The sequence below is a fragment of the Polaribacter ponticola genome (assembly GCF_026191475.2).
Classification (GTDB): Bacteria; Bacteroidota; Bacteroidia; order Flavobacteriales; family Flavobacteriaceae; genus Polaribacter; species Polaribacter ponticola.
Map to the genome: position 1 here is coordinate 2,083,730 of NZ_JAOSLC020000003.1, position 19,541 is coordinate 2,103,270.

A 19,541-nucleotide genomic window follows, 5' to 3' on the forward strand; every position below is an offset into this window, starting at 1 on the left:
TTATTTAATTACAAGTTTACTTGTTCTTAGGTTGTTAATCTTAATTAGATATATTCCTTTTTTAAGTCCTTTTGTATTTAAAACGTATTCTGTACTATTAATATTATTTTCTTCTCTTACTTTTTGACCTAATAAAGAATATAATTGTACACTTTTTACAAATTGATTGTTAGAAGATTTTATAATTGTATTTTCTGAAGCCGGATTTGGAAAAACAGAAAATGATTTATTTAATTCTTGATTTTCTAAACCTAAAGTTCCACTTTTTCTAATTACAAATAAACCTCTTTCAATATCATTAATAATAAGATTACCACTTGCAAAATAAGGATATACGCTCCATGCACCATTAAAAGAGGTAGCGTCATTTTCTGGATGCGTATCAAAATATCCAACTTCTGTCATAGAATTAGTAGAAGCACTAATATTTGTTATGTCTAATACTCTTAGACCTGCATTATAATTAGCTAAGTAAAAAAGGTTCCCTTTTACATATCCGTTGTGATCTATTGCTGCAGAAGGACCAAAGTAAGTTGACGATAATTTAGGGTTATCTAAATCTTCAAAATCAAATACTAAAGTTCTAGAATTCATTCCAATTTTTTGTTCATCTTGTTCATCACCTAAAATAAAATAACGTTGATCTTCTGTAAACCAACCTTGGTGTGTGTAAACAGTCTGAGAATAACCAATTTCTGCTATTTTTATCACATTATTTTTGTCTGTAACATCCAAAATTGTTACTTCAGTTTCATTACTTCCAATAAATATTTCTTTTCCTTTATGTTCTGTATCTGGTCCGTCATATTTTACAACTTGAACATCATGAGAATATCCTGCATTTGCATAATGGTTAATTTTAGTTGGGTTTTTGGGGTCTGATATATCAACAAAAATTGGTCCTCCGTTAAAAATTCTTGAACCTCTAAAATTTTTACATCCTACTAAATAAGCAACACCACTATCTTCATTAATAAAAATATTATGGCAGCTACCTAAAAAATCGGTATTATAAATTACATCTGCAGTAAAATTTTGAGCAGAAGTAAGGCCTCGTAATTTTGTTAAATCAAAAACTTGCATACCGTGTGCACCAACATTATCTGCTACAATAAAAGCATGGTCTTTATATACTTTAACATCTCTCCAATAATTATTACCAGCATTAGAATCTAACCTTCCTAAGAAAATAGGATTAACCGGGTCTGTAACATCTACAAACGCTGTACTATTTGTCATAGCAGCAATTGCATATTCTTTTCCAGTAGTCGAATCTGTCCAACCCCAAATATCACTACCTTCTGGGTTGCCATTAGTATTGGCTAATATGTTTACAGGTACGTTAGATAGTAAATCGTAATCTTTACATGGGTAGATACCTGCTTTACCATTAGAACAAGGGGTTTGAGCACATATTAATTGTGCAAAAAAAGAAATAATAGCGTAGTTTTTTTCATGTTTTTTTAAGTATATGTCAAAAATACTACTAAAAATGTAAAATTATTAATTTTCTATGTTAAAGTAACTCTTTCTTTTTTAGAATGTACCTATCTTTGCACTATGTTAGAAGATAAAAATACACAAAAAACATCATTAGCAGAACTAGGAGAGTTTGGCTTAATTAATCATATTACAAAATACTTTAAAATTAATCATTCGTCTACTGTAAAAGGAGTTGGAGATGATACTGCTGTTTTAGATGCTTCAGAGAAACAAACCCTAGTTACTACAGATTTGTTAATTGAAGGTGTACATTTTGATTTAAGCTATATGCCACTTAAGCATTTAGGATATAAGGCTGTAATGGTAAACCTATCTGATGTGTATGCAATGAATGGTGTTGCAGAACAAATAACGGTTTCTATTGCGGTTTCAAATAGATTTCCTTTAGAGGCAATTGAAGAATTGTATGCAGGAATTCAATTAGGTTGTGAAACTTATAATGTAGATTTAATTGGTGGAGATACAACTTCATCTACAAAAGGAATTTTAATTTCTGTAACTGCAATTGGTAAAGCAACTAAAGAAGAAGTTGTATATAGAAATGGAGCAAAAGAAACCGATTTAATTGTAGTTTCTGGAGATTTAGGTGCTGCATATTTAGGGTTACAAGTTTTAGAAAGAGAAAAACAAGTTTTTAAGGTAGACCCAAACAATCAGCCAGATTTAGACAATTATACGTATTTAATTGAACGTCAGTTAAAACCAGAAGCTCGTAAAGATGTTGCAGGATTGCTAAAAGAATTGGAAGTAAAACCAACATCTATGATTGATATTTCTGATGGACTTTCTTCAGAGCTTTTTCATATTTGTACACAAAGTAAAGTAGGTTGTAAAGTTTACGAAGATAAATTACCATTAGATCCTCAAGTAATTTCTGCTTGTGAAGAGTTTGAACTAGATTCTACAATGGTTGCTTTAAGTGGTGGTGAAGATTATGAAATCCTATTTACCGTGCCAATTGCAGATTTTGATAAGATTAAAGGGAATCCTAATTTTTCTATTGTTGGTCATGTTGTTGCAGAAAACCAAGGTTTAAATTTAGTTACTAGAGCAAACCAAGAAATTGAATTGAAAGCCCAGGGATGGAGTTCAATTAAAGGGTAATTAATTTTAATAAAAAATATATTACAAAAGAGCAAGCTTTATAAGTTTGCTCTTTTTTATTTTTAGAAACTTTAATTTAAAACTAACATTTTTTTATAAAGTTTTTTAAGACATCTAAGACATCGTCTTTATTTTCTATGTGACTCATATGACCGTTAGAAAAAACAACAACTTCAGAATTGGTTTTTTTAGCTTCCTCATTAATTAAGTTAACATTTAAAACAGGATCTTTTTCACCCGCAATTATTAACTTTTTAAAATTATTTTCTGCTAAAACATGGTTTCTATTTGGACGTAATTTCATGCCTTCTTGCGCAGCAATATAACCTTGTAATGAAGTTTGTAAAGCTTCTTGTATAGATGAATTCATTTCTTCTTTATAAATTTCTCTACTTTTTACACTAAACAAATTTGAAAAAGACATTCTTACCATATTGGTAAAGTTATTCTGAATCATTTTGTTGGCTCTTGTTCTTAATGTTTTTCGTTCCTCCTCATCATCATAAGAAGTAGAGTTCATTAAGCACAATCCTTTTACTTTCTGCGGATGTTTTTCTGCATAAGCCAAAGCAACATAACCACCCAAAGAATGCCCAATTAAAACGGATTTACGAATGCGCAAATGTTTTAAAATTGCAGCAATCGTTTCTGCAAAAAGCTCCATAGAATGTACATAGCCTAAACAATCCGATTTTCCATGACCTAATAAATCAATAGTAATTACTCTGTTTTTTTTGAGAATTTCTGGAGTAATTTTATTCCACATTGTAGAATTTTCTAAAAATCCATGAATTAAAACAACTGCAGTTCCTTTTCCTTCATCAGAAAAAGAAATGTTTGTATTTTTAAAAGTGATTGATTTTTGCATCGTGTAAAAATATGTATATTTCAAGAATATTAATTGTACAAAATGAATAAAACAAAAGAAATTTGGATTGCAGGTTTTGCACTTTTTTCACTCTTTTTTGGAGCAGGAAACTTAATTTTACCTCCTTCTTTAGGAATTAAAGCAGGTTTAGATTGGTGGATTGTTGTTTTGGGTTTTGCAATAACAGCTGTTGCAATTCCTATTTTGGCAATTTTTGCACATGCAAAACTACAAGGTACTTTGTATGATTTTGGGAAAAAAGTGTCACCAGTTTTTAGTACTGTTTATTGTATGTTGATTTATGTTATTTCAATTGCAATTCCATCTCCTAGAACAGCAGCAGTTACACATGAGATGACAGTGCAACCATTTTTTGAAACTACACCACTTTTTACAAGTGTAATCTATTTTATTTTGGTTTTTATTTTTGCTATAAATAGAACAAGGGTTATTGGTTTAATAGGTAAATTTTTAACGCCAATTATTGTTTTAATCTTATTAATTATTATCGGAATTGCAATTTTTGGATCTCCAAGAACCGTAAATCCGTCTAGTTTTACAACTCCTTTTGTAGACGGTTTGTTAGAAGGTTACCAAACATTTGATGCAATTGGTGGTGTAGTTGTGGGTGCTGTAATTATTATCTCATTAAACTATAGTAGTCATACCACTTTCGACGCCAAAAGAAGACTGATAAGAAAAGCTGGTTTAATTGCTGGTTCGGGTTTACTGTTAATTTACGGAGGCTTAATTTTAAGTGGTTCTTTATTCTCATCAACCTTTGCAGAAAACGCCTCTAGAACAGAAGTTTTATCTAGTTTAAGTACGCAAACATTAGGTAATTTAGGAACTACTTTTTTAAGTGTTTTGGTTGCTTTAGCATGTTTTACAACTGCTGTTGGTATTGTAACAGGTACAGCAGACTACGTAAAAGGCATTTGTAACAATTCTAAAAATGCATTTATAATTACCGCAGCAATTGCATCTATAATTGGTGTTATTGTGGGTAGCTATCAGGTAGATTTAATCATTACTTTAGCAGTACCCGCTTTAATGTTTTTATACCCAATAACCATTGTATTAATTCTACTTAACATTGTGCCAGATAAATATGCTTCTAAATTTGTTTTTAGAGCTGTAGTTTTAGTAACTTTTATATTTAGTATTACAGACTTTTTAGGCTTTATAGTGCCAAGAGAAAGTTTAACGGGTATTAAAAGTATTATTCCTTTAGCAGAACATAGTTTGGGTTGGGTTTTACCTGCTTTGTTAGTTTTTGTTTTCATTAACTTAGTGGTGAAAAAGAAAACTGCAAATGAATAAACTTATACTTGTTGGAAATGGCTTTGATTTAGCACATGGTTTACCAACTTCCTACAAACATTTTTTAAACGATTTTTGGAAGAATATTCACTTGAATTATAAAAAAGAGGAATATCAAAACCTTATTTATATAGATGAGAATTATTTTAGAATTTTAAACTTTTCAAAAGAAATTGAAAATTTTGAAGATTTTGAAGAGAATATTAGAAATTATAAATCATATTATAATGATGAGTTTCATAATTATTTAGCTCATGAATTAAGATTAAGAAATAATTCAATTGTCATTCAATTTAAAAATGATTTTTTTAAGTTAATAAACGTTAAAAACTCTATTGAAAATTGGGTAGACATAGAAAACGAGTATTATTTACAATTAAAAAATATCACCAAATTAAAATTCGGTAATTCTAGTGGAGAAGAGCTCGTAAAAGCGAGAAAGCACACTCTTTTAAAGTTAAACCAAGAATTTGAAGAAGTAAAAAATCTTTTGATTAAATATTTAAGAGAAAAAGTACTCAAAAAATTTAATGTTGAAAAGGTTGAAAATAGAGAGAAGTTTCTAAAAATGTATAAAATTTTTAAACAAAATTCATCTTTAAATAAGAATGAATGGAATATTAGTGAGTTCTCAACTTTATCAGACTCTGATCACATTTCTAAAATATATGAAGAAGAAAAAATAAATAATAGAGTTCATTGTTATTCCTATATCGCAAATTTTAATTATACAGATACTGCTTTTTTATATTTTTGGGAGATGAATAAATCTCTAGCAATGGAAAACGGAAATATTAATAGTATTCATGGAGAAATAGATTCAAAAGATTTTAAACCAGTTTTTGGGTTTGGTGATGAAATGGATGAGGAATATCAATTAATAGAAGATTTAGATGATAATGAATATTTAAAATTTTTCAAATCATTTCAATATTTTCAAAATAACTGTTATGATAATTTATTAAGAGAAATTGATGGTGAAAAATTCCAAGTTTGTGTTTTAGGACATTCTTGTGGTTTATCAGATAGAGTGTTGTTAAATACCATTTTTGAACATGAAAATTGTCGTTCTATAAAAATTTATTATCATCAAAAAGAAGATGGTTCAGATAATTATTTAGATGTTGTTAAAAACATTTCTCGTCATTTTAAAGATAAACCATCAATGAGAAGAAAAATTGTAAGTAAAAAACTTTCCTCTCCATTACCTCAAAATGTTCGTTTTCAAAAAAAATAAGTTTCGACATTTTTTTACGACCAACAAACCAAACAAACTATAAATGGCAGTTCAAGACATTGTAAAATATTCCTTTAAAAACACTTTTTCTGTAAGTACCGTTCAGTTTGAAAAAGCATGTACAATAGATCATTCTGTACAACAAAATGCCTATTCTATTTATTGGATTCAAGAAGGAAGCGGAACCTACAATATCGATTTTGAACAATACCAATTTACAGATAACGTGTTGTTCTTTTTATCACCAGGTCAAGTTTTTACTGTAGATTCTGAGCTAATAAAAACCGCATATAAATTAACCTTTTCAAGAGATTTTTACTGCATACAAACCCACGATGCAGAAGTAGCTTGTAACGGAATTCTATTCAATAATATTTACGAAACTCCGTTTGTAAAACCCTGTGCAAAAGAAACCGGAAAACTCAACTTTATTTTAGAGAGTTTAATTGAAGAATTTCAACAAAACGAAACCGCACAATACGATATGTTGCAGTCGTATTTAAAACAGTTTATAATTTCTGCAGTTCGTGTAAAAAAGGAAAATCATGTTATAAAAGATGACACAGAAACACGTCTTTTTAAAGATTTTAGTTTGTTGGTAGAAATGAATTACAAAACACTTCATGCGGTAACCGATTATGCAACAAGATTAGGCCTTTCGCCAAAATCGATTACCAAACACTTTCAGAAGCTAGGCGCAAAAACACCATCAGACTTTATTAAGAGCCGTATTTTATTAGAAGCAAAACGATTACTAATTTACACAGACAAAACGGTAAAAGAAATCGCATTTGAACTCGGTTTTAACGATCCTGCCTATTTTACACGCTTTTTTACCAAAGCAATTTTAAAATCTCCACTTCAGTTTAAAAAAGATTATTAGAACTCCGTTTAATTTAGTAACACTTTATTTCTTTTTATTTGGGCGTGCCTTTATCCTGATAGCAATCAGGACCAAGTCAGGCTTTTCGTTATATCTTTTTATTTGCCAACTTCTCGACTGCGCTCGAAGAGACAAATAAAAAGGATGCCACTGCAATCCTTCACGCATGCATTTTTGCCAACTATTTTATGCTGTCCAAACAGTAAGAACTTTTGTCCATTTTTAAAGCTCTATCTCGGTTGCATCTTTGCAGTGTTGAAAATGCTGAACTCGATTCAGTATCAAACAACAACAATTAATGTATCCTGCTTTAGCAGTAATTAAAAAATAAGAAAAAAATGGAAATTCAATTAGAACAAACACAAGCAAACAATATCATACAAAATAACCCAACTGTTTTATTAGACTTTTATGCAGATTGGTGTGGACCTTGCCAAACATTATTACCAACCATTCACAAATTAGCAGCCGAATTAAAAGACGAGGTTATTATTAAAAAAGTAAACGTAGATGATAATCAAGAATTAGCTGCAAAATTCGGAATTAGAAATATACCAACATTGGTTTTCTTTAAAGACGGAGAAGCAGTTGAGAAGCACACAGGTTTAATTACAGAAAGAAACTTAAGAAGTAAAATAGAACGATTAAAGTAAGCTGAGAACATCAACAAAAAGCCAACTTTTTAAAGAGTCCAAACAGAAGGAACTTTTGTCCAATTTTTGAAGTCGCTATCGGTTGCATCTTTGCAGTGTTGAAAATGCTGAACTCGATTCAGTATCAAACAAAAACAACTAAAAAACAAACAATATGAAAACAATAGAAAACGCACAGTGCCCAAACTGTTGGGGTTATCAAACATACGACGAGCAAAACCCAGAACAACAACTTTGCGAATGCAAAGCATAATAAAAAAGTAAAATTTAAAAATAGTAATACAACAATTTAAAAATAAAATTATGAGCACATTTAACGTACCAACAAAAAACGAAGTATCAGAAAATAACCAAGCAATTTTTAATCAATTAGAAAAAGGATTAGGTTTTGTACCAAATTTATACGCAGCATTTGCACACAGTGAAACTGCATTAGGTAATTTTTTAGCAATAGGACAAGGTAAAACAAGTTTTTCTGCAAAAGAAAAAGAAGTAATTAACTTAGCAGTAAGTCAAGTAAACGAATGTGTGTATTGTTTATCTGCACACACGGCAATTGGTAAAATGAATGGTTTTACAGAGGATCAAATTTTAGAATTAAGAACAGGTAATGCTTCTTTTGATACAAAATTAGATGCTTTAGCAAAGTTTGCAAAATCTGTAGCAGTAAATAGAGGAGCAGCAACAACAGATACAGTAGAAGCTTTATATGCGGCAGGTTATACAAAAGGAAACTTAGCAGATGCAATTATCTTAATTGGCGAAATTACAATTACCAATTACTTTCATAAAACAACAGACGTTGCAGTAGATTTTCCTGTAGCACAAGCGTTATAAATAACAGTAAAAGTAAATAATCAATTTTTTAATAATATATAACAATCATGAAAAAAGTAATAGCAATTTTAGTAGTAGTTTTAGGTTTCGCATTTAATGCAAATGCACAAGATAAAATGATGAAAGCACCTGTAAAAACAGTTTCTTTAGAGCAGACAGCAGGTGAGTTTACTCAGAAACAAATTACATTATCAGAAGGAACTTATATTTTTAAAGTAGCAAACAACAATGCTGCAGAAGAAGTAGGTTTGGTTTTAATTGAAGATGGAAAAGATGGGAATAATCCAGAAAATCATATAAAAAACGCTTACGTTTCTCAAATGGTAAAACATGGTAAAACAGAATCTTCAAAAAAAGTAACACTAAAAAAAGGAACTTATAAATACTTCTGTCCTTTTAATAAAACACCTCAATATACTTTATTAGTAGAATAATTTTCTTAATTCAAATTGTGATAGGCGAACAGAAATGTTCGCCTTTTTTTAGTTTTTACAAATCCCATTTTTTAACTTAATAGTATCTAAAGTTTCCCAAACTTCATGTTTAAAATCTTTTGGAGAAAAGGTAAATAGCAATACTGTTTTTTTAGTTTTCTTACAGTAGTTGCTTTCTATTTTAACGTTTAAAACAAAACGTTTATTGGTTGCAAAACGATCGAAAGTTGCCACTTTTCCTTCAAAAAAAGTTATAGCTTTCGATCGTTTCTTTTTAATGATAGTTGCTGTTGCTATTCGTTTATCTGTTTTATCATTTACATCAACTTTATTTAAGCTATTAAAATATTTTTCTAAATCGATTTTTAATTCCTTAGTAGTAATTTTTCTGTTTACATTAATGCTCCAAGCATAGGTGTAAGACCAAAAAATGTATGCGTTGGTTTAATCCAACCTTCGGGCGGAAATCGGATATCTCCAACACCAATATAATCCATATCTCTTGCAGGAAAACGAAGTACTTCTTGTCCCCAAGTGGAATCTAATTTTATTAAATTAAATTCTTCATTTTGCCCAACAATTATTGCGGAGTAAAAAAGTACGATTACGTATATTATTTTTTTCATAGAATTATAGTTTTACAGAAATTTCAAAAGAAATAGCATCAGAAATAGGGCTATCTTTCATTTTACTTTTATAGTTGATATTCCATTTTTGTCTGTTTATTTTAAAACGCGTTTTCATTTCTTCTTGCTCGTAATTTAATTTGCCATTAAAAGTAATTGATTTAGTAATATCTTTTATGGTAAGGTTTGCTGTAACTCTAATTTCGTTGTTTTTAAAATATTCAAATTTTGTAATTACCATTTTAGAAGTTGGGTGGTTCTTAACATCAAAAAAATCTGGATCTTTTAAATGATTTACCAAACCATTGTTTGCTCCTTTGGCTTTTATATCTTCATTTGTAATCGTATTCATGTCAATTATAAATTCTCCGCCAGTAATAACATTGTTTGTTTTTATAAAATAACCTTCTTTAAAATTGATGTTACCATGATGTCCACTAAATGAAAACGTGTATTCTCCAATCCACTTTATTGTGCTTTTCTTTGTGTTAATTACTAACTTTTCCTGAGATATTAAAGGAGAATTTAAAAGTATTGTTGCTGTAATAAATAGAATAATTTTTTTCATAAGTAGTGTTTTAAATATGTTTTTATTATGATTGTAAAACTATTTTGATATGTTTTAAAAACTGTCAAAAAAATGTAAAAGAAGTGTCAACTGTTGTAAAAATTGATAAAATTGTAGGTTATTTGTATCAATATGAATCAAAAGAAATTTTATTATCCTCTTATTTTAGTTTTTATCATTTTCTTTATTTGGAGTTTTGCGCCTCAAGAAAAAGAAAATATAGATTTCTCCAAAAAAGTAAAAATAGCTTTAAGGCAAGTTGGAAATCAGTTACTACTTACCAACAAAGATTCACTATCTATAATTTTACCCATTAAAGAGATTGATAATTTTAAGTATCGAATTTCATTTGAAAACAAGCTTCTATTTGAACCAACGAACTTGGTTAGAATTATGAAGAATAATATCGAAAAAATATCCTTATCTAAAAATTATAGAGTTGAGGTTTTACAATGTGTAGACAATGAAGTTGCCTATAGTTATGAGATAAATGCAGACGAAGAAAAAACGATTATTCCATGTGCAGGTAGAAATTTACCTGTAAAATGTTATGTAATAGAAGTTCAGTTTTTAGATACATCAGCATCGAAATTTAATTACAGTCTTCTTTTGTATATGTTTATTCCCTTAATTTTAGGAATTGTGTATGGTCGATTTTATAAAACCAATAAAAAAGAAGTTGTTAAAGAAAGAAAGAATGAAAAAAGCTGTTTTAGGGAGCTTTATTTTTTATCCAGAACAAAATAAGTTGATGCAAAAAACTAAAGAAATTACATTGTCTAAAAAGGAATGTGAGTTGTTAGAAATTTTTGTTGCAAATGAGAATCAGGTTGTAAAAAGAGAAGATTTAACCAAACAAGTTTGGGAAGATAATGGTGTTATTGTTGGTAGAAGTTTAGATACTTATATTTCTAAATTAAGAAAAAAACTACAAGAAGATACCTCTATAAAACTTACAAATATTCATGGAGTTGGTTATAAGCTAGAGGTTAATTAATAAAGGCGAACATTTCTGTTCGCCTTTATTGTTTTTTGTAAAATATAAATAGAACTATTTTTTTCTTTTGTAATTATAAATTACTTCATCAATTGTAAACCAGCAGAAGTAATAGATTCCTACAGAGAAAAGAATATCTCCAACCATTCTTAACCATTTTAAAGTTTGTATTGTTGGTGAGTATAAAAGGTCCGATTCTCTTGCAAAAGAATACCCTTCTGTAATAGAAGTATATGCTTGTATAATTCCTATTGGTAATAAACTTAATACAACCATTGCAACCAAACCAATATTTAAAAACCAAAAAGCTCTTTTAAGTTTTTTACTGTTCCAAACTCGATCAGAATAAAAACGTAAACATATTATTATAAAGCCCATTCCTAACATTCCATAAACGCCAAATAAAGCTGTGTGAGCATGAACTGCAGTTGTATTTAAACCTTGTATATAGTACAATGCAATTGGCGGATTAATTAAGAAACCAAAAACGCCAGCTCCTAAAAAGTTCCAGAAAGCAACAGCAATAAAGAAAAATATTGGCCATTTGTAATTTTGAATCCATTTTTTACTTTTTAAAAGATTCCAGTTTTCTCTAATTTCAAATCCCATTAAAGTTAACGGCACTACTTCTAAAGCGCTAAATGTTGCACCTAAAGCAATTGCTTGTATTGGAGTACCAGAATAGTATAAATGATGTAAAGTACCTATAATCCCACCTGCTAAAAAGATAGAAGCAGAAGCAATAGAAACTCTACCTGCTGTTTTAGGCGAAATGATTTTCATTCTAGAGAAAACAAAAGCGATTACAACGGTAGCAAAAACTTCAAAAAAGCCTTCTACCCATAAATGTACTAGCCACCATCTCCAATAATTAATTACAGGTAAGCTACTGTTTTCACCATACATTAATCCAGAAAAGAAAAACATACCAATTGCCATTACAGATATTAATAAGATAATTAATAAGTGTTTAGATTCATCATTTTTACGAATTGCAAATAATAGATGTCTACTTACCATAACTACCCATAAAACAAGTCCGATTCCTAAAAATATTTGCCAGAATCTTCCTAAATCCATGTATTCATATCCTTGGTGACCAAAGAAAAAGTTGGTTGTTAAGTCTAAAAATTGATGCACACCTAACCATTCTCCTAACATAGAACCAAGCACAATAACTATTAATGCTACAAATAAAAAGTTGATTCCAAAAAGTTGATATTTCATCTCTTTTTTAGAAATCATTGGCGCTAAAAACAAACCAGTTGCTAGCCAAGTTGCTGCAATCCAAAAAACAGCTAATTGTGTATGCCAAGTTCTACTAACAGAATAAGGTAAGTATTTTGCTAAATCAAAACCAAAAAAACCTTGACCTTCTACTGTGTAGTGAACAGTAATAATCCCTAAAATTACCTGTAAACCTATCAGCAGAGAAATTACAAAAAAGTATTTAAGAACTGCTTTTTGAGATTTGAATAATTGCATATTCATTAACGGATCTGAATCTGGTTTTGTTAATGATTCTCCTTTTTCGTGATTTCTTAAGTAATAATAGGTTAAGATTCCTATAAAAAGTAATAACAAAACAATTGATAAACCAGACCAAATAATAGAACCATCTGTAATATTATTATCTATTAAGGGTTCGTGCGGCCAGTTAGAAGTATAAGTATAGTCTTTTTCGGGTCTGTTTGTACTTGCAGCCCAAGAAGTCCAAAAGAAAAACGCGTTTAGTTGCTTTAACTTAGTTTCGTCTGTTAAAGCACCTTCTGGAATTGCATATCGTTCATTTCCTTTAGAAAATATGTTGCTAAAATGCTGGATATTATTATTGATTGCAGCAACTCTTTCTTTAGAAATTACAATTGTTTTTGTAGCAGTATTATACGTATTTGTTTTAATATCTTTAATTAAACGCGCTTTTAATGCTGCTTTTTTCTCTACATCTAAAGTGTTGTATTCTTTATTAAAATCTCTTTTTGCCCAAAGATCTAGCATAAAAACAGCTTCTCTATGAATCCAATCTGCAGACCAATCTGGTGCTACATAACTTCCATGGCCCCAAATAGAACCCACTTCCATACCTCCAATTGATTCCCAAACATTCTGCCCTGTTTGTATATCTTCTATGGTATAGAAAACTTCATTGGTATCTTTAATTACAACCTTTTCCGGAATTGGAGGTTGTTTTTGATAGACTTCTGTTCCTACCCAAATTAGTACAGCAAAAGAGAGTACAATTACGCTTATAAAAGCAATCCAAATTTTTTTCATGTTATGATTTTTTAAAATTACGATACAACTTTATTTACTCTTGTTATTGAGTCAGATTTTGCAATTGTAAGCCTTACAATTGCGTCTTTAATGCATATTAAATTGTGTGGTACATTTGCTTCTAATGCTATTAAATCTCCCTTTTTTAGATGCATTTCTTTCTCATAGATACCAAAGTTAATTTCACCTTCAAAAATTTCTACTACAATAGGTTTTGGTGCAGTATGTTCTTTCATTTCTTGGTTTTTTTTAAATACGATTCTTATTTCTTTTGTTGCATCTGTTTCCATAAGTAGCGTTATTGCTGGCTTATTTTCTTTATAATTTAAGTTTGTTGTTAATGAGGATGTTATCATGCTATTTAGTTTAAGTTGGTTTTAAATAAGAATAAAGGGTCTTTTTATCTTTTATTAGGATAATTTTTTTAGTTTTTTAAATAGTAATCTGCTAGAGCTTTATCAGATGAAAGTTCTAATAATGTTGTGTTTTCTAGCATTTTCTTTAAGTTTTCTCTAATTTCTATAAATTTAAAATGAAGCGGACAAGGTTTTTTATCATTGCATTGGTGTAAACCAAGACCACAACCAGTATAAATTGAATCTCCATCTAATACTTGTACAATATTACTTAAAGCAATTTTATTTAATCTTTTTTCATCAATAAAGAAGCCTCCATAAGGGCCTTTAATAGATTCTATTATTTTATTCTTAGTAAGTTGCTGTAAAATTTTAGCAGTAAATGCCTGTGGAGAATCTATAGCTTCAGAAATAGTATTTATACCAACTTTTTCGTTAGTTTTAGCTTGCTGAGCAATAAAAATTACAGCTCTAAGACCATATTCACACGTTTTAGAAAACATACTATTATTTTAGAAAGCAAAGTTACATAAAATTTTTAATAAAAGATAAATTCATCTTTTATTAATTATCTGTTTTTAATATAAATTTAATGCTAAGAAATAAATAGTTATTTTTGCTGCTGATTTAAATATAAAATAAGCTGTTAAATTACTATTCATATCCGCATGAAACTTCTAAAGAATGGGTAACCTTTGTACATGGTGCAGGAGGTAGTAGTTCTATTTGGTATAAACAAGTGCGCGATTTTAAGAAGCAATTTAATGTACTAATTTTAGATTTACGTGGTCATGGAAATAGCAAGCCTAAATTAAAAGACACTTTTAACCCTAAATATACTTTCGATTCTATTACTGCAGATATTGTAGAGGTTATAGATCATTTAAAAATTGAAAAATCTCACTTTGTTGGTATTTCTTTAGGTACAATTTTAATAAGAAATTTAGCAGAAAAGAAACCAAACTTAGTGCAGAGTATGATTATGGGTGGTGCAATTATTAAAATGAATTTCCGATCTCAGGTATTAATGAAAGTTGGTAACCTTTTTAAATCTGTAGTTCCTTATATGATGCTTTACAAACTCTTTGCATTTATTATTATGCCTAAGAAAAATCATAAAAAATCTAGATTATTGTTTGTTAACGAGGCTAAAAAATTATATCAAAAAGAGTTTTTACGTTGGTTTAAATTAACTTCAGAAATCAATCCGTTATTACGTTTTTTAGAACAAAAGATATTAAGATTCCAACCTTATATATTATGGGAGCAGAAGATCATTTATTTTTACCTTCTATTAAAAATATTGTCTCTAAACATGTTACTTCTTCATTATTTGTGGTAGATAATTGCGGGCATGTTGTAAATGTAGAACAACCAGAAACCTTTAATAACCAAACAATTCGTTTTATTACATCTTTATAGTTATTGTAATTAATTAAGGATAAAACATCTTTTTAGTGATTTTTTATAAAGTATATTTGCTTTATAGAAGATTTTGTTATGAATAATATAATTACATTTGGAGAGGTTTTAATGAGAATTTCACCCCGAGGGAATAAAAAATTTATACAATCTAATAATGTAGAATTTTATTTTGGAGGCACAGAGGTTAATGTAGGAATTTCAATAGCAAACTTTGGCGGTAATGTAAAGCATATTAGCTGTATTTCTAACGACTTCATTGGTAACACAGCAGTTTCGTATTTAAATAAATTTGATTTAGATACTTCTGCTATAATACGTTCTCCTAGACCTTTAGGTGTTTATTTTTTAGAAGTTGGTGCAGTTATGCGTCCAAGCGCTATTTCATATAATAGATCTCATTCCTCTTTTTCAGAAATTAAACCTTCAATGGTAAATTGGGATAAATCTTTGGAAAATGGAACTTGGTTTCATTGGACAGGAATAACACCTGCGCTTTGTAAAGGAAGTAAAGATACACTATTAGAAGGCTTAAAATTGGCTAGAAAAAAAGGGATGCAGGTTTCTGCAGATCCAACATATAGAAGTGGTCTTTGGAAGTATGATGCAGTACCTAGAGAAGTTTTATCTGAACTGGTTAGTTATTCAACAGTATTTATTGGTGGTGTTAATGAAATTAATGAACTTTTAGAAACCGATTTTTCATTTTCTAATGAAGATTTTATTGCAGCAAGTATGTTGTTAATGGAGAAATACCCATCTATAGAAAAAGTGTTTGATAAAATTAGAACTTCTATTAATTCTTCTTGGCATAAGATAAGAGCTAGAATGTGGAATGGTAATGAGTTTAAAGAAACGTTAGATTTAGATATTACACATATTATTGATAGAATTGGAACTGGTGATGCTTTTGCTGCCGGAATAATACACGGTTTACAAAAGTTTGATGATTTTAAAACGATGGAGTTTGCTTCTGCTGCTTGTGCTATTAAACATACATATATGGGAGATGTTAATTACGCAAACGAGGAAGATGTTTTAAGTATTTTAGATGGTAATACAACAGGAAGATTAAGAAGATAAATTTTTTATAAAGTTTAATAAAAAAGCGAGTTATTAAACTCGCTTTTAAATTTTTATGCTTTTAGATTTAACTTTGCATTAAATCTTCAATTTCATCAGCTTCAATAGGAATATTTCCCATTAAATTAATGGGTTCCCCTTTTTCTTGAATAACAACATCATCTTCCAAACGAATTCCAAAACCTTCATCAGGAATGTAAATTCCTGGTTCTACCGTAAACACATTATTTGCTTGCATTGGTTCGTGTAAAAGACCATAATCATGCGTGTCTAAACCAATATGATGGCTCGTTCCATGCATAAAGTATTTTTTATACGCTGGCCAATTTTTATCTTCGTTTTGTACATCAGCTTTGTCTAATAAACCTAATTTTAACAATTCTGAAGTCATAATATCACCAACTTCTACATGATATTCTTTCCATAAAGTTCCAGGAACCAATAATTTTGTAGCTTCTTTTTTAACATGGTTTACCGCATTATAAACTGCTTTCTGTCTGGTAGAAAACTTTCCGGAAACAGGTACAGTTCTAGATAAATCACTTTTATAATTTGCATATTCGGCAGCAATATCAAACAAAATTAAATCGCCATCTTTACATTGCTGATTGTTTTCTATATAATGCAAAACGTTCGCATTATTTCCGCTTGCAATAATTGGTGTATAAGCAAAACCTTTAGATCTATTTTTTACAAACTCATGAATTAATTCTGCTTCAATTTCATATTCCCAAACACCAGGTTTAATAAAGTTTAAAATTCTACGGAATCCTTTTTCTGTAATATTACAAGCATGTTGCATTAAATCTAATTCTATTTTATCTTTTACAGAACGTAAGTGTTGTAAAGTAGGATTACTTTTGGCAACAGAATGAGCAGGATATTTTGCTAATAACCATTTTGTAAAACGATCTTCTCTAGTTTCTGTTTCTACAGAAGCTCTATAATGTTCATTGGTATTAATGTAAAAAGTATCTGCATACGTACTCATTTCGAACAAGATTTTTTCTAAATCTTGAAGCCAATACACAGTTTTAATTCCGCTTGTTTTAAAAGCAGCTTCTTTAGTTAATTTTTCACCTTCCCAAACTGCAATATGATCATTTGTTTCTCTTACAAATAAAACTTCTCTTAGATCGGGATTAGGGCAATCAGGAAACAACATTAAAACACTTTCTTCTTGATCTACACCAGATAAATAGAAAATATCTCTATGTTGTTCAAAAGGCATTGTACTATCTGCACTTATCGGATAAATATCATTAGAATTAAAAACAGCAATACTTTTTGGCTGCATTGCTGCAGTAAAGTTTGCTCTATTTTTTATAAATAAACTACTATTTATTGGATGGTATTTCATAATGGTTTAATATTAAATTACATTCAAAAGTAAAAAAAGATATTTTTAATTATGTAGCCATTTGGCGTTATTTTATGTTTTTACGAATTCTACTCATTTGTCTAGTAGAAATTCCTAAAAAAGAAGCTAAATAGTGTAGTGGAACTTCTTGTAAAAATTTTGGTTCGTTTGTTAACAGTTTTTTGTATCTATCTTCTGGAGATAAAGTAAGTAAATCGATACGATAATCATCAATTAAGAAAATCTGATTTTCTATTAAATTGTAATAAAACAACTTAAATGCTTTGTTATTTTGTTGTAAAGCTTTAAAAGTAAGACTATCAATTACCCATAAATTACAATCACTTAATGCTTTTATTGATTTTCGCGAAGGGGTTTTCTGTAAAAAACTTTTTAAAGAAGAGGTACATGTATTTTTTAACCCTAAATATGTAGTCTTTTCTTCACCTAAAATAATTGTTGAATGCTGTAAAATTCCACTTTCAATAAAACAGAAATACTTACAGATTTTATCAGATTCTGCTAAAAAACTATTTTTTTTAAGTTTTAGAGCTGTAAATGATTTTAAAATTTCAGGTATGAATTCATTAAAAGAACTATTATCTATAATGGTTTCTATATATTGATGAAATTTTGTGTTCATTTAACCATAAATTAAATCTAAAAACGTTTCTTTTTAGGTGCTCCAGTTCTTCCTCTACCAGAAGTTGGGCTTGCTGGTTTATTACATTTAAAATGAGGTTTTCTTTTTTGCGCTGAACTTGTTTCAGTATCTCTTTTTTTGCCCTATTGTTATTTGAGTTTCCACCTTTGTTTTTTTCTTCTTACCAAAAGATCCTTTACTTTGGCTTGCAGCTCTTTTTGGAGGCGCAGTATCAATAGGTTCAAAACCTGCAACAATATGAGATTTTAATTTTTCTTTTAGTAGTTTTTCAATTTCACTTTGGTATTCAGTCTCTTCACTACAAACTAAAGAAATTGCTTCACCAGCTGCACCAGCTCTACCTGTTCTACCAATTCTGTGTACATAATCTTCTGGTACATTTGGTAGCTCAAAATTAATAACGTGTGGTAATAAAGGAATATCTAAACCACGCGCAGCAATATCTGTTGCTACTAGTATTTTTATGGTATTATCTTTAAAGTTTTTTAATGCTTTTGTTCTTGCTCCTTGGCTTTTATTTCCATGAATTGCAGCAGCAGAAATACCAGCTTTAATTAACTTTTCTGTTAGTTTGTTAGCACCATGTTTTGTTCTTGTAAAAACTAAAACCTGATTCCATTTACCTTCTTTTATTAACTTTATAGTAAACTCCGTTTTTTTCTTTTTGTCAACTTTAAATACTTTGTGAGTTACTTTTTTAGCAGTAGAATTTTGTGGTGCTGTTTCTACAGAAACAGGGTTTCTTAAAATTCCTTCAGCTAGTTTTTTAATTTCTTTAGAAAAAGTTGCAGAAAACATCAGATTTTGACGTTTCACAGGCATATAACTAATAATTTTATTCAAATCTCTAGCAAAACCCATATCTAACATTCTGTCTGCTTCGTCTAAAATTAGAACATCAATTCTTCTAAATGAAACTGCTTTTTGGTCGTGTAAATCTAATAATCTACCTGGTGTTGCAACCAAAATATCTACACCTTGTTTTAGTGTTTTTATTTGGCTTGCTGCTTTTACACCTCCAAAAACTACTGCAGATCTAATGTTTACATATTTACTATATTCTCTAACATTATCGTGTACTTGAGCTGCTAGTTCTCTTGTTGGTGTTAAAACCAAAACACGTAAAGGTCTAAATTTTGGATTTTTTGTTGTTGTTAAATATTGTAAAACGGGTAACGTAAAACCTGCCGTTTTTCCAGTACCGGTTTGTGCAGAAGCTAAAATATCTTTACCTGCTAAAATATGTGGAATTGCTTTTTGTTGAATTGGAGAAGGAACTGTATATCCTTTCTCTTCTACTGCTTTTACTAAAGCATCCGATAAGCCTAAGTCTTTAAATGACATGTATA

Annotated in this window: 21 protein-coding genes and 1 pseudogene; 11 read left to right on the plus strand and 11 right to left on the minus strand. The window is 29.4% G+C overall.

The genetic code is table 11. From position 1 onward, the window contains the following. Nucleotides 1-1,494, minus strand: a complete 1,494-nt coding sequence (locus N5A56_RS14735) for a choice-of-anchor B family protein (protein ID WP_337994854.1) — start codon at nt 1,492-1,494, stop codon at nt 1-3. A 66-nt stretch (nt 1,495-1,560) separates the two neighbouring features. On the opposite strand from N5A56_RS14735, the gene thiL reads away from it, so the two are divergent. Next, a complete protein-coding gene (thiL, locus tag N5A56_RS14740; protein ID WP_265726857.1) occupies nt 1,561-2,607 on the plus strand; it encodes a thiamine-phosphate kinase in 1,047 nt (348 codons plus the stop codon). Nucleotides 2,608-2,689: 82 nt separating this feature from the next. Here the strand turns inward: thiL and N5A56_RS14745 are convergent, their stop codons facing one another. Further along, a complete protein-coding gene (locus tag N5A56_RS14745) occupies nt 2,690-3,475 on the minus strand; it encodes an alpha/beta fold hydrolase (protein WP_265726858.1) in 786 nt (261 codons plus the stop codon). A 42-nt stretch (nt 3,476-3,517) separates the two neighbouring features. Between N5A56_RS14745 and brnQ the strand changes: the two genes are divergently transcribed. From brnQ to N5A56_RS14775, 6 genes are all read left to right on the plus strand, one after another. Beyond that, nucleotides 3,518-4,798, plus strand: a complete 1,281-nt coding sequence (gene brnQ / locus N5A56_RS14750) for a branched-chain amino acid transport system II carrier protein (protein WP_265726859.1) — start codon at nt 3,518-3,520, stop codon at nt 4,796-4,798. Further along, nucleotides 4,791-6,035, plus strand: coding sequence for an AbiH family protein (locus N5A56_RS14755; RefSeq protein ID WP_265726860.1), 1,245 nt, complete (start codon nt 4,791-4,793; stop codon nt 6,033-6,035). Before brnQ ends, N5A56_RS14755 begins: the two co-directional genes overlap by 8 nt. A gap of 43 nt (nt 6,036-6,078) precedes the next feature. Then, nucleotides 6,079-6,918: a helix-turn-helix domain-containing protein gene (locus N5A56_RS14760; protein ID WP_265726861.1), complete on the plus strand. Its 840-nt coding sequence runs from the start codon at nt 6,079-6,081 to the stop codon at nt 6,916-6,918. A 338-nt stretch (nt 6,919-7,256) separates the two neighbouring features. Next, complete coding sequence (trxA, locus tag N5A56_RS14765; protein ID WP_265726862.1) at nt 7,257-7,571, plus strand: thioredoxin; 315 nt, start codon at nt 7,257-7,259, stop codon at nt 7,569-7,571. 303 nt (nt 7,572-7,874) lie between these two features. After that, on the plus strand, nt 7,875-8,408 hold the full coding sequence (locus N5A56_RS14770; RefSeq protein ID WP_265726863.1) for a carboxymuconolactone decarboxylase family protein: 534 nt from the start codon (nt 7,875-7,877) through the stop codon (nt 8,406-8,408). Between the two features lie 47 nt (nt 8,409-8,455). After that, the gene (locus N5A56_RS14775) at nt 8,456-8,842 is read left to right on the plus strand and encodes a cupredoxin domain-containing protein (RefSeq protein WP_265726864.1); all 387 of its coding nucleotides are present in this window, start codon (nt 8,456-8,458) and stop codon (nt 8,840-8,842) included. A gap of 48 nt (nt 8,843-8,890) precedes the next feature. On the opposite strand, the gene N5A56_RS14780 is transcribed toward N5A56_RS14775, so the two are convergent. The 3 genes from N5A56_RS14780 to N5A56_RS14790 form a co-directional block, all read right to left on the minus strand. After that, nucleotides 8,891-9,076: a hypothetical protein gene (locus N5A56_RS14780; protein ID WP_274270513.1), complete on the minus strand. Its 186-nt coding sequence runs from the start codon at nt 9,074-9,076 to the stop codon at nt 8,891-8,893. A 158-nt stretch (nt 9,077-9,234) separates the two neighbouring features. Then, nucleotides 9,235-9,468 carry a hypothetical protein gene (locus tag N5A56_RS14785; protein ID WP_274270514.1) on the minus strand — a complete coding sequence of 78 codons (234 nt, stop codon included), beginning with the start codon at nt 9,466-9,468 and terminating at the stop codon, nt 9,235-9,237. Nucleotides 9,469-9,472: 4 nt separating this feature from the next. Further along, nucleotides 9,473-10,036, minus strand: a complete 564-nt coding sequence (locus N5A56_RS14790; protein ID WP_265726866.1) for a YceI family protein — start codon at nt 10,034-10,036, stop codon at nt 9,473-9,475. A gap of 132 nt (nt 10,037-10,168) precedes the next feature. Here N5A56_RS14790 and N5A56_RS14795 point away from each other — a divergent pair, with 132 nt between their 5' ends. Together N5A56_RS14795 and N5A56_RS14800 are read left to right on the plus strand one after the other, a co-directional pair. Next, nucleotides 10,169-10,783 (plus strand): hypothetical protein, encoded by a 615-nt coding sequence (locus N5A56_RS14795; protein ID WP_265726867.1) that lies wholly within the window; start codon nt 10,169-10,171, stop codon nt 10,781-10,783. A gap of 4 nt (nt 10,784-10,787) precedes the next feature. Next, nucleotides 10,788-11,033, plus strand: coding sequence for a helix-turn-helix domain-containing protein (locus tag N5A56_RS14800; protein WP_265726868.1), 246 nt, complete (start codon nt 10,788-10,790; stop codon nt 11,031-11,033). 54 nt (nt 11,034-11,087) lie between these two features. On the opposite strand, the gene N5A56_RS14805 is transcribed toward N5A56_RS14800, so the two are convergent. The 3 genes from N5A56_RS14805 to N5A56_RS14815 all read right to left on the minus strand — a co-directional run bounded on the left by N5A56_RS14805 (nt 11,088) and on the right by N5A56_RS14815 (nt 14,166). Continuing rightward, complete coding sequence (locus N5A56_RS14805) at nt 11,088-13,307, minus strand: nitric-oxide reductase large subunit (RefSeq protein WP_274270515.1); 2,220 nt, start codon at nt 13,305-13,307, stop codon at nt 11,088-11,090. Between the two features lie 17 nt (nt 13,308-13,324). Next, entirely contained in the window at nt 13,325-13,663 is a 339-nt protein-coding gene (locus N5A56_RS14810; protein WP_265726869.1) for a cupin domain-containing protein, read from the minus strand. Nucleotides 13,664-13,731: 68 nt separating this feature from the next. Then, a complete protein-coding gene (locus tag N5A56_RS14815; protein ID WP_265726870.1) occupies nt 13,732-14,166 on the minus strand; it encodes an RrF2 family transcriptional regulator in 435 nt (144 codons plus the stop codon). 140 nt (nt 14,167-14,306) lie between these two features. On the opposite strand from N5A56_RS14815, the pseudogene N5A56_RS14820 reads away from it, so the two are divergent. Next, a pseudogene (locus N5A56_RS14820) lies at nt 14,307-15,085 on the plus strand (alpha/beta fold hydrolase). Between the two features lie 78 nt (nt 15,086-15,163). After that, nucleotides 15,164-16,168 (plus strand): sugar kinase, encoded by a 1,005-nt coding sequence (locus tag N5A56_RS14825; RefSeq protein WP_265726871.1) that lies wholly within the window; start codon nt 15,164-15,166, stop codon nt 16,166-16,168. A 67-nt stretch (nt 16,169-16,235) separates the two neighbouring features. On the opposite strand, the gene N5A56_RS14830 is transcribed toward N5A56_RS14825, so the two are convergent. The 3 genes from N5A56_RS14830 to N5A56_RS14840 form a co-directional block, all read right to left on the minus strand. Next, a complete protein-coding gene (locus N5A56_RS14830; RefSeq protein ID WP_265726872.1) occupies nt 16,236-17,528 on the minus strand; it encodes an aminopeptidase P family protein in 1,293 nt (430 codons plus the stop codon). A gap of 67 nt (nt 17,529-17,595) precedes the next feature. Beyond that, nucleotides 17,596-18,171: a Crp/Fnr family transcriptional regulator gene (locus N5A56_RS14835; protein WP_265726873.1), complete on the minus strand. Its 576-nt coding sequence runs from the start codon at nt 18,169-18,171 to the stop codon at nt 17,596-17,598. 123 nt (nt 18,172-18,294) lie between these two features. After that, a complete protein-coding gene (locus tag N5A56_RS14840) occupies nt 18,295-19,536 on the minus strand; it encodes a DEAD/DEAH box helicase (RefSeq protein WP_265726874.1) in 1,242 nt (413 codons plus the stop codon). Nucleotides 19,537-19,541 lie beyond the last annotated feature (5 nt).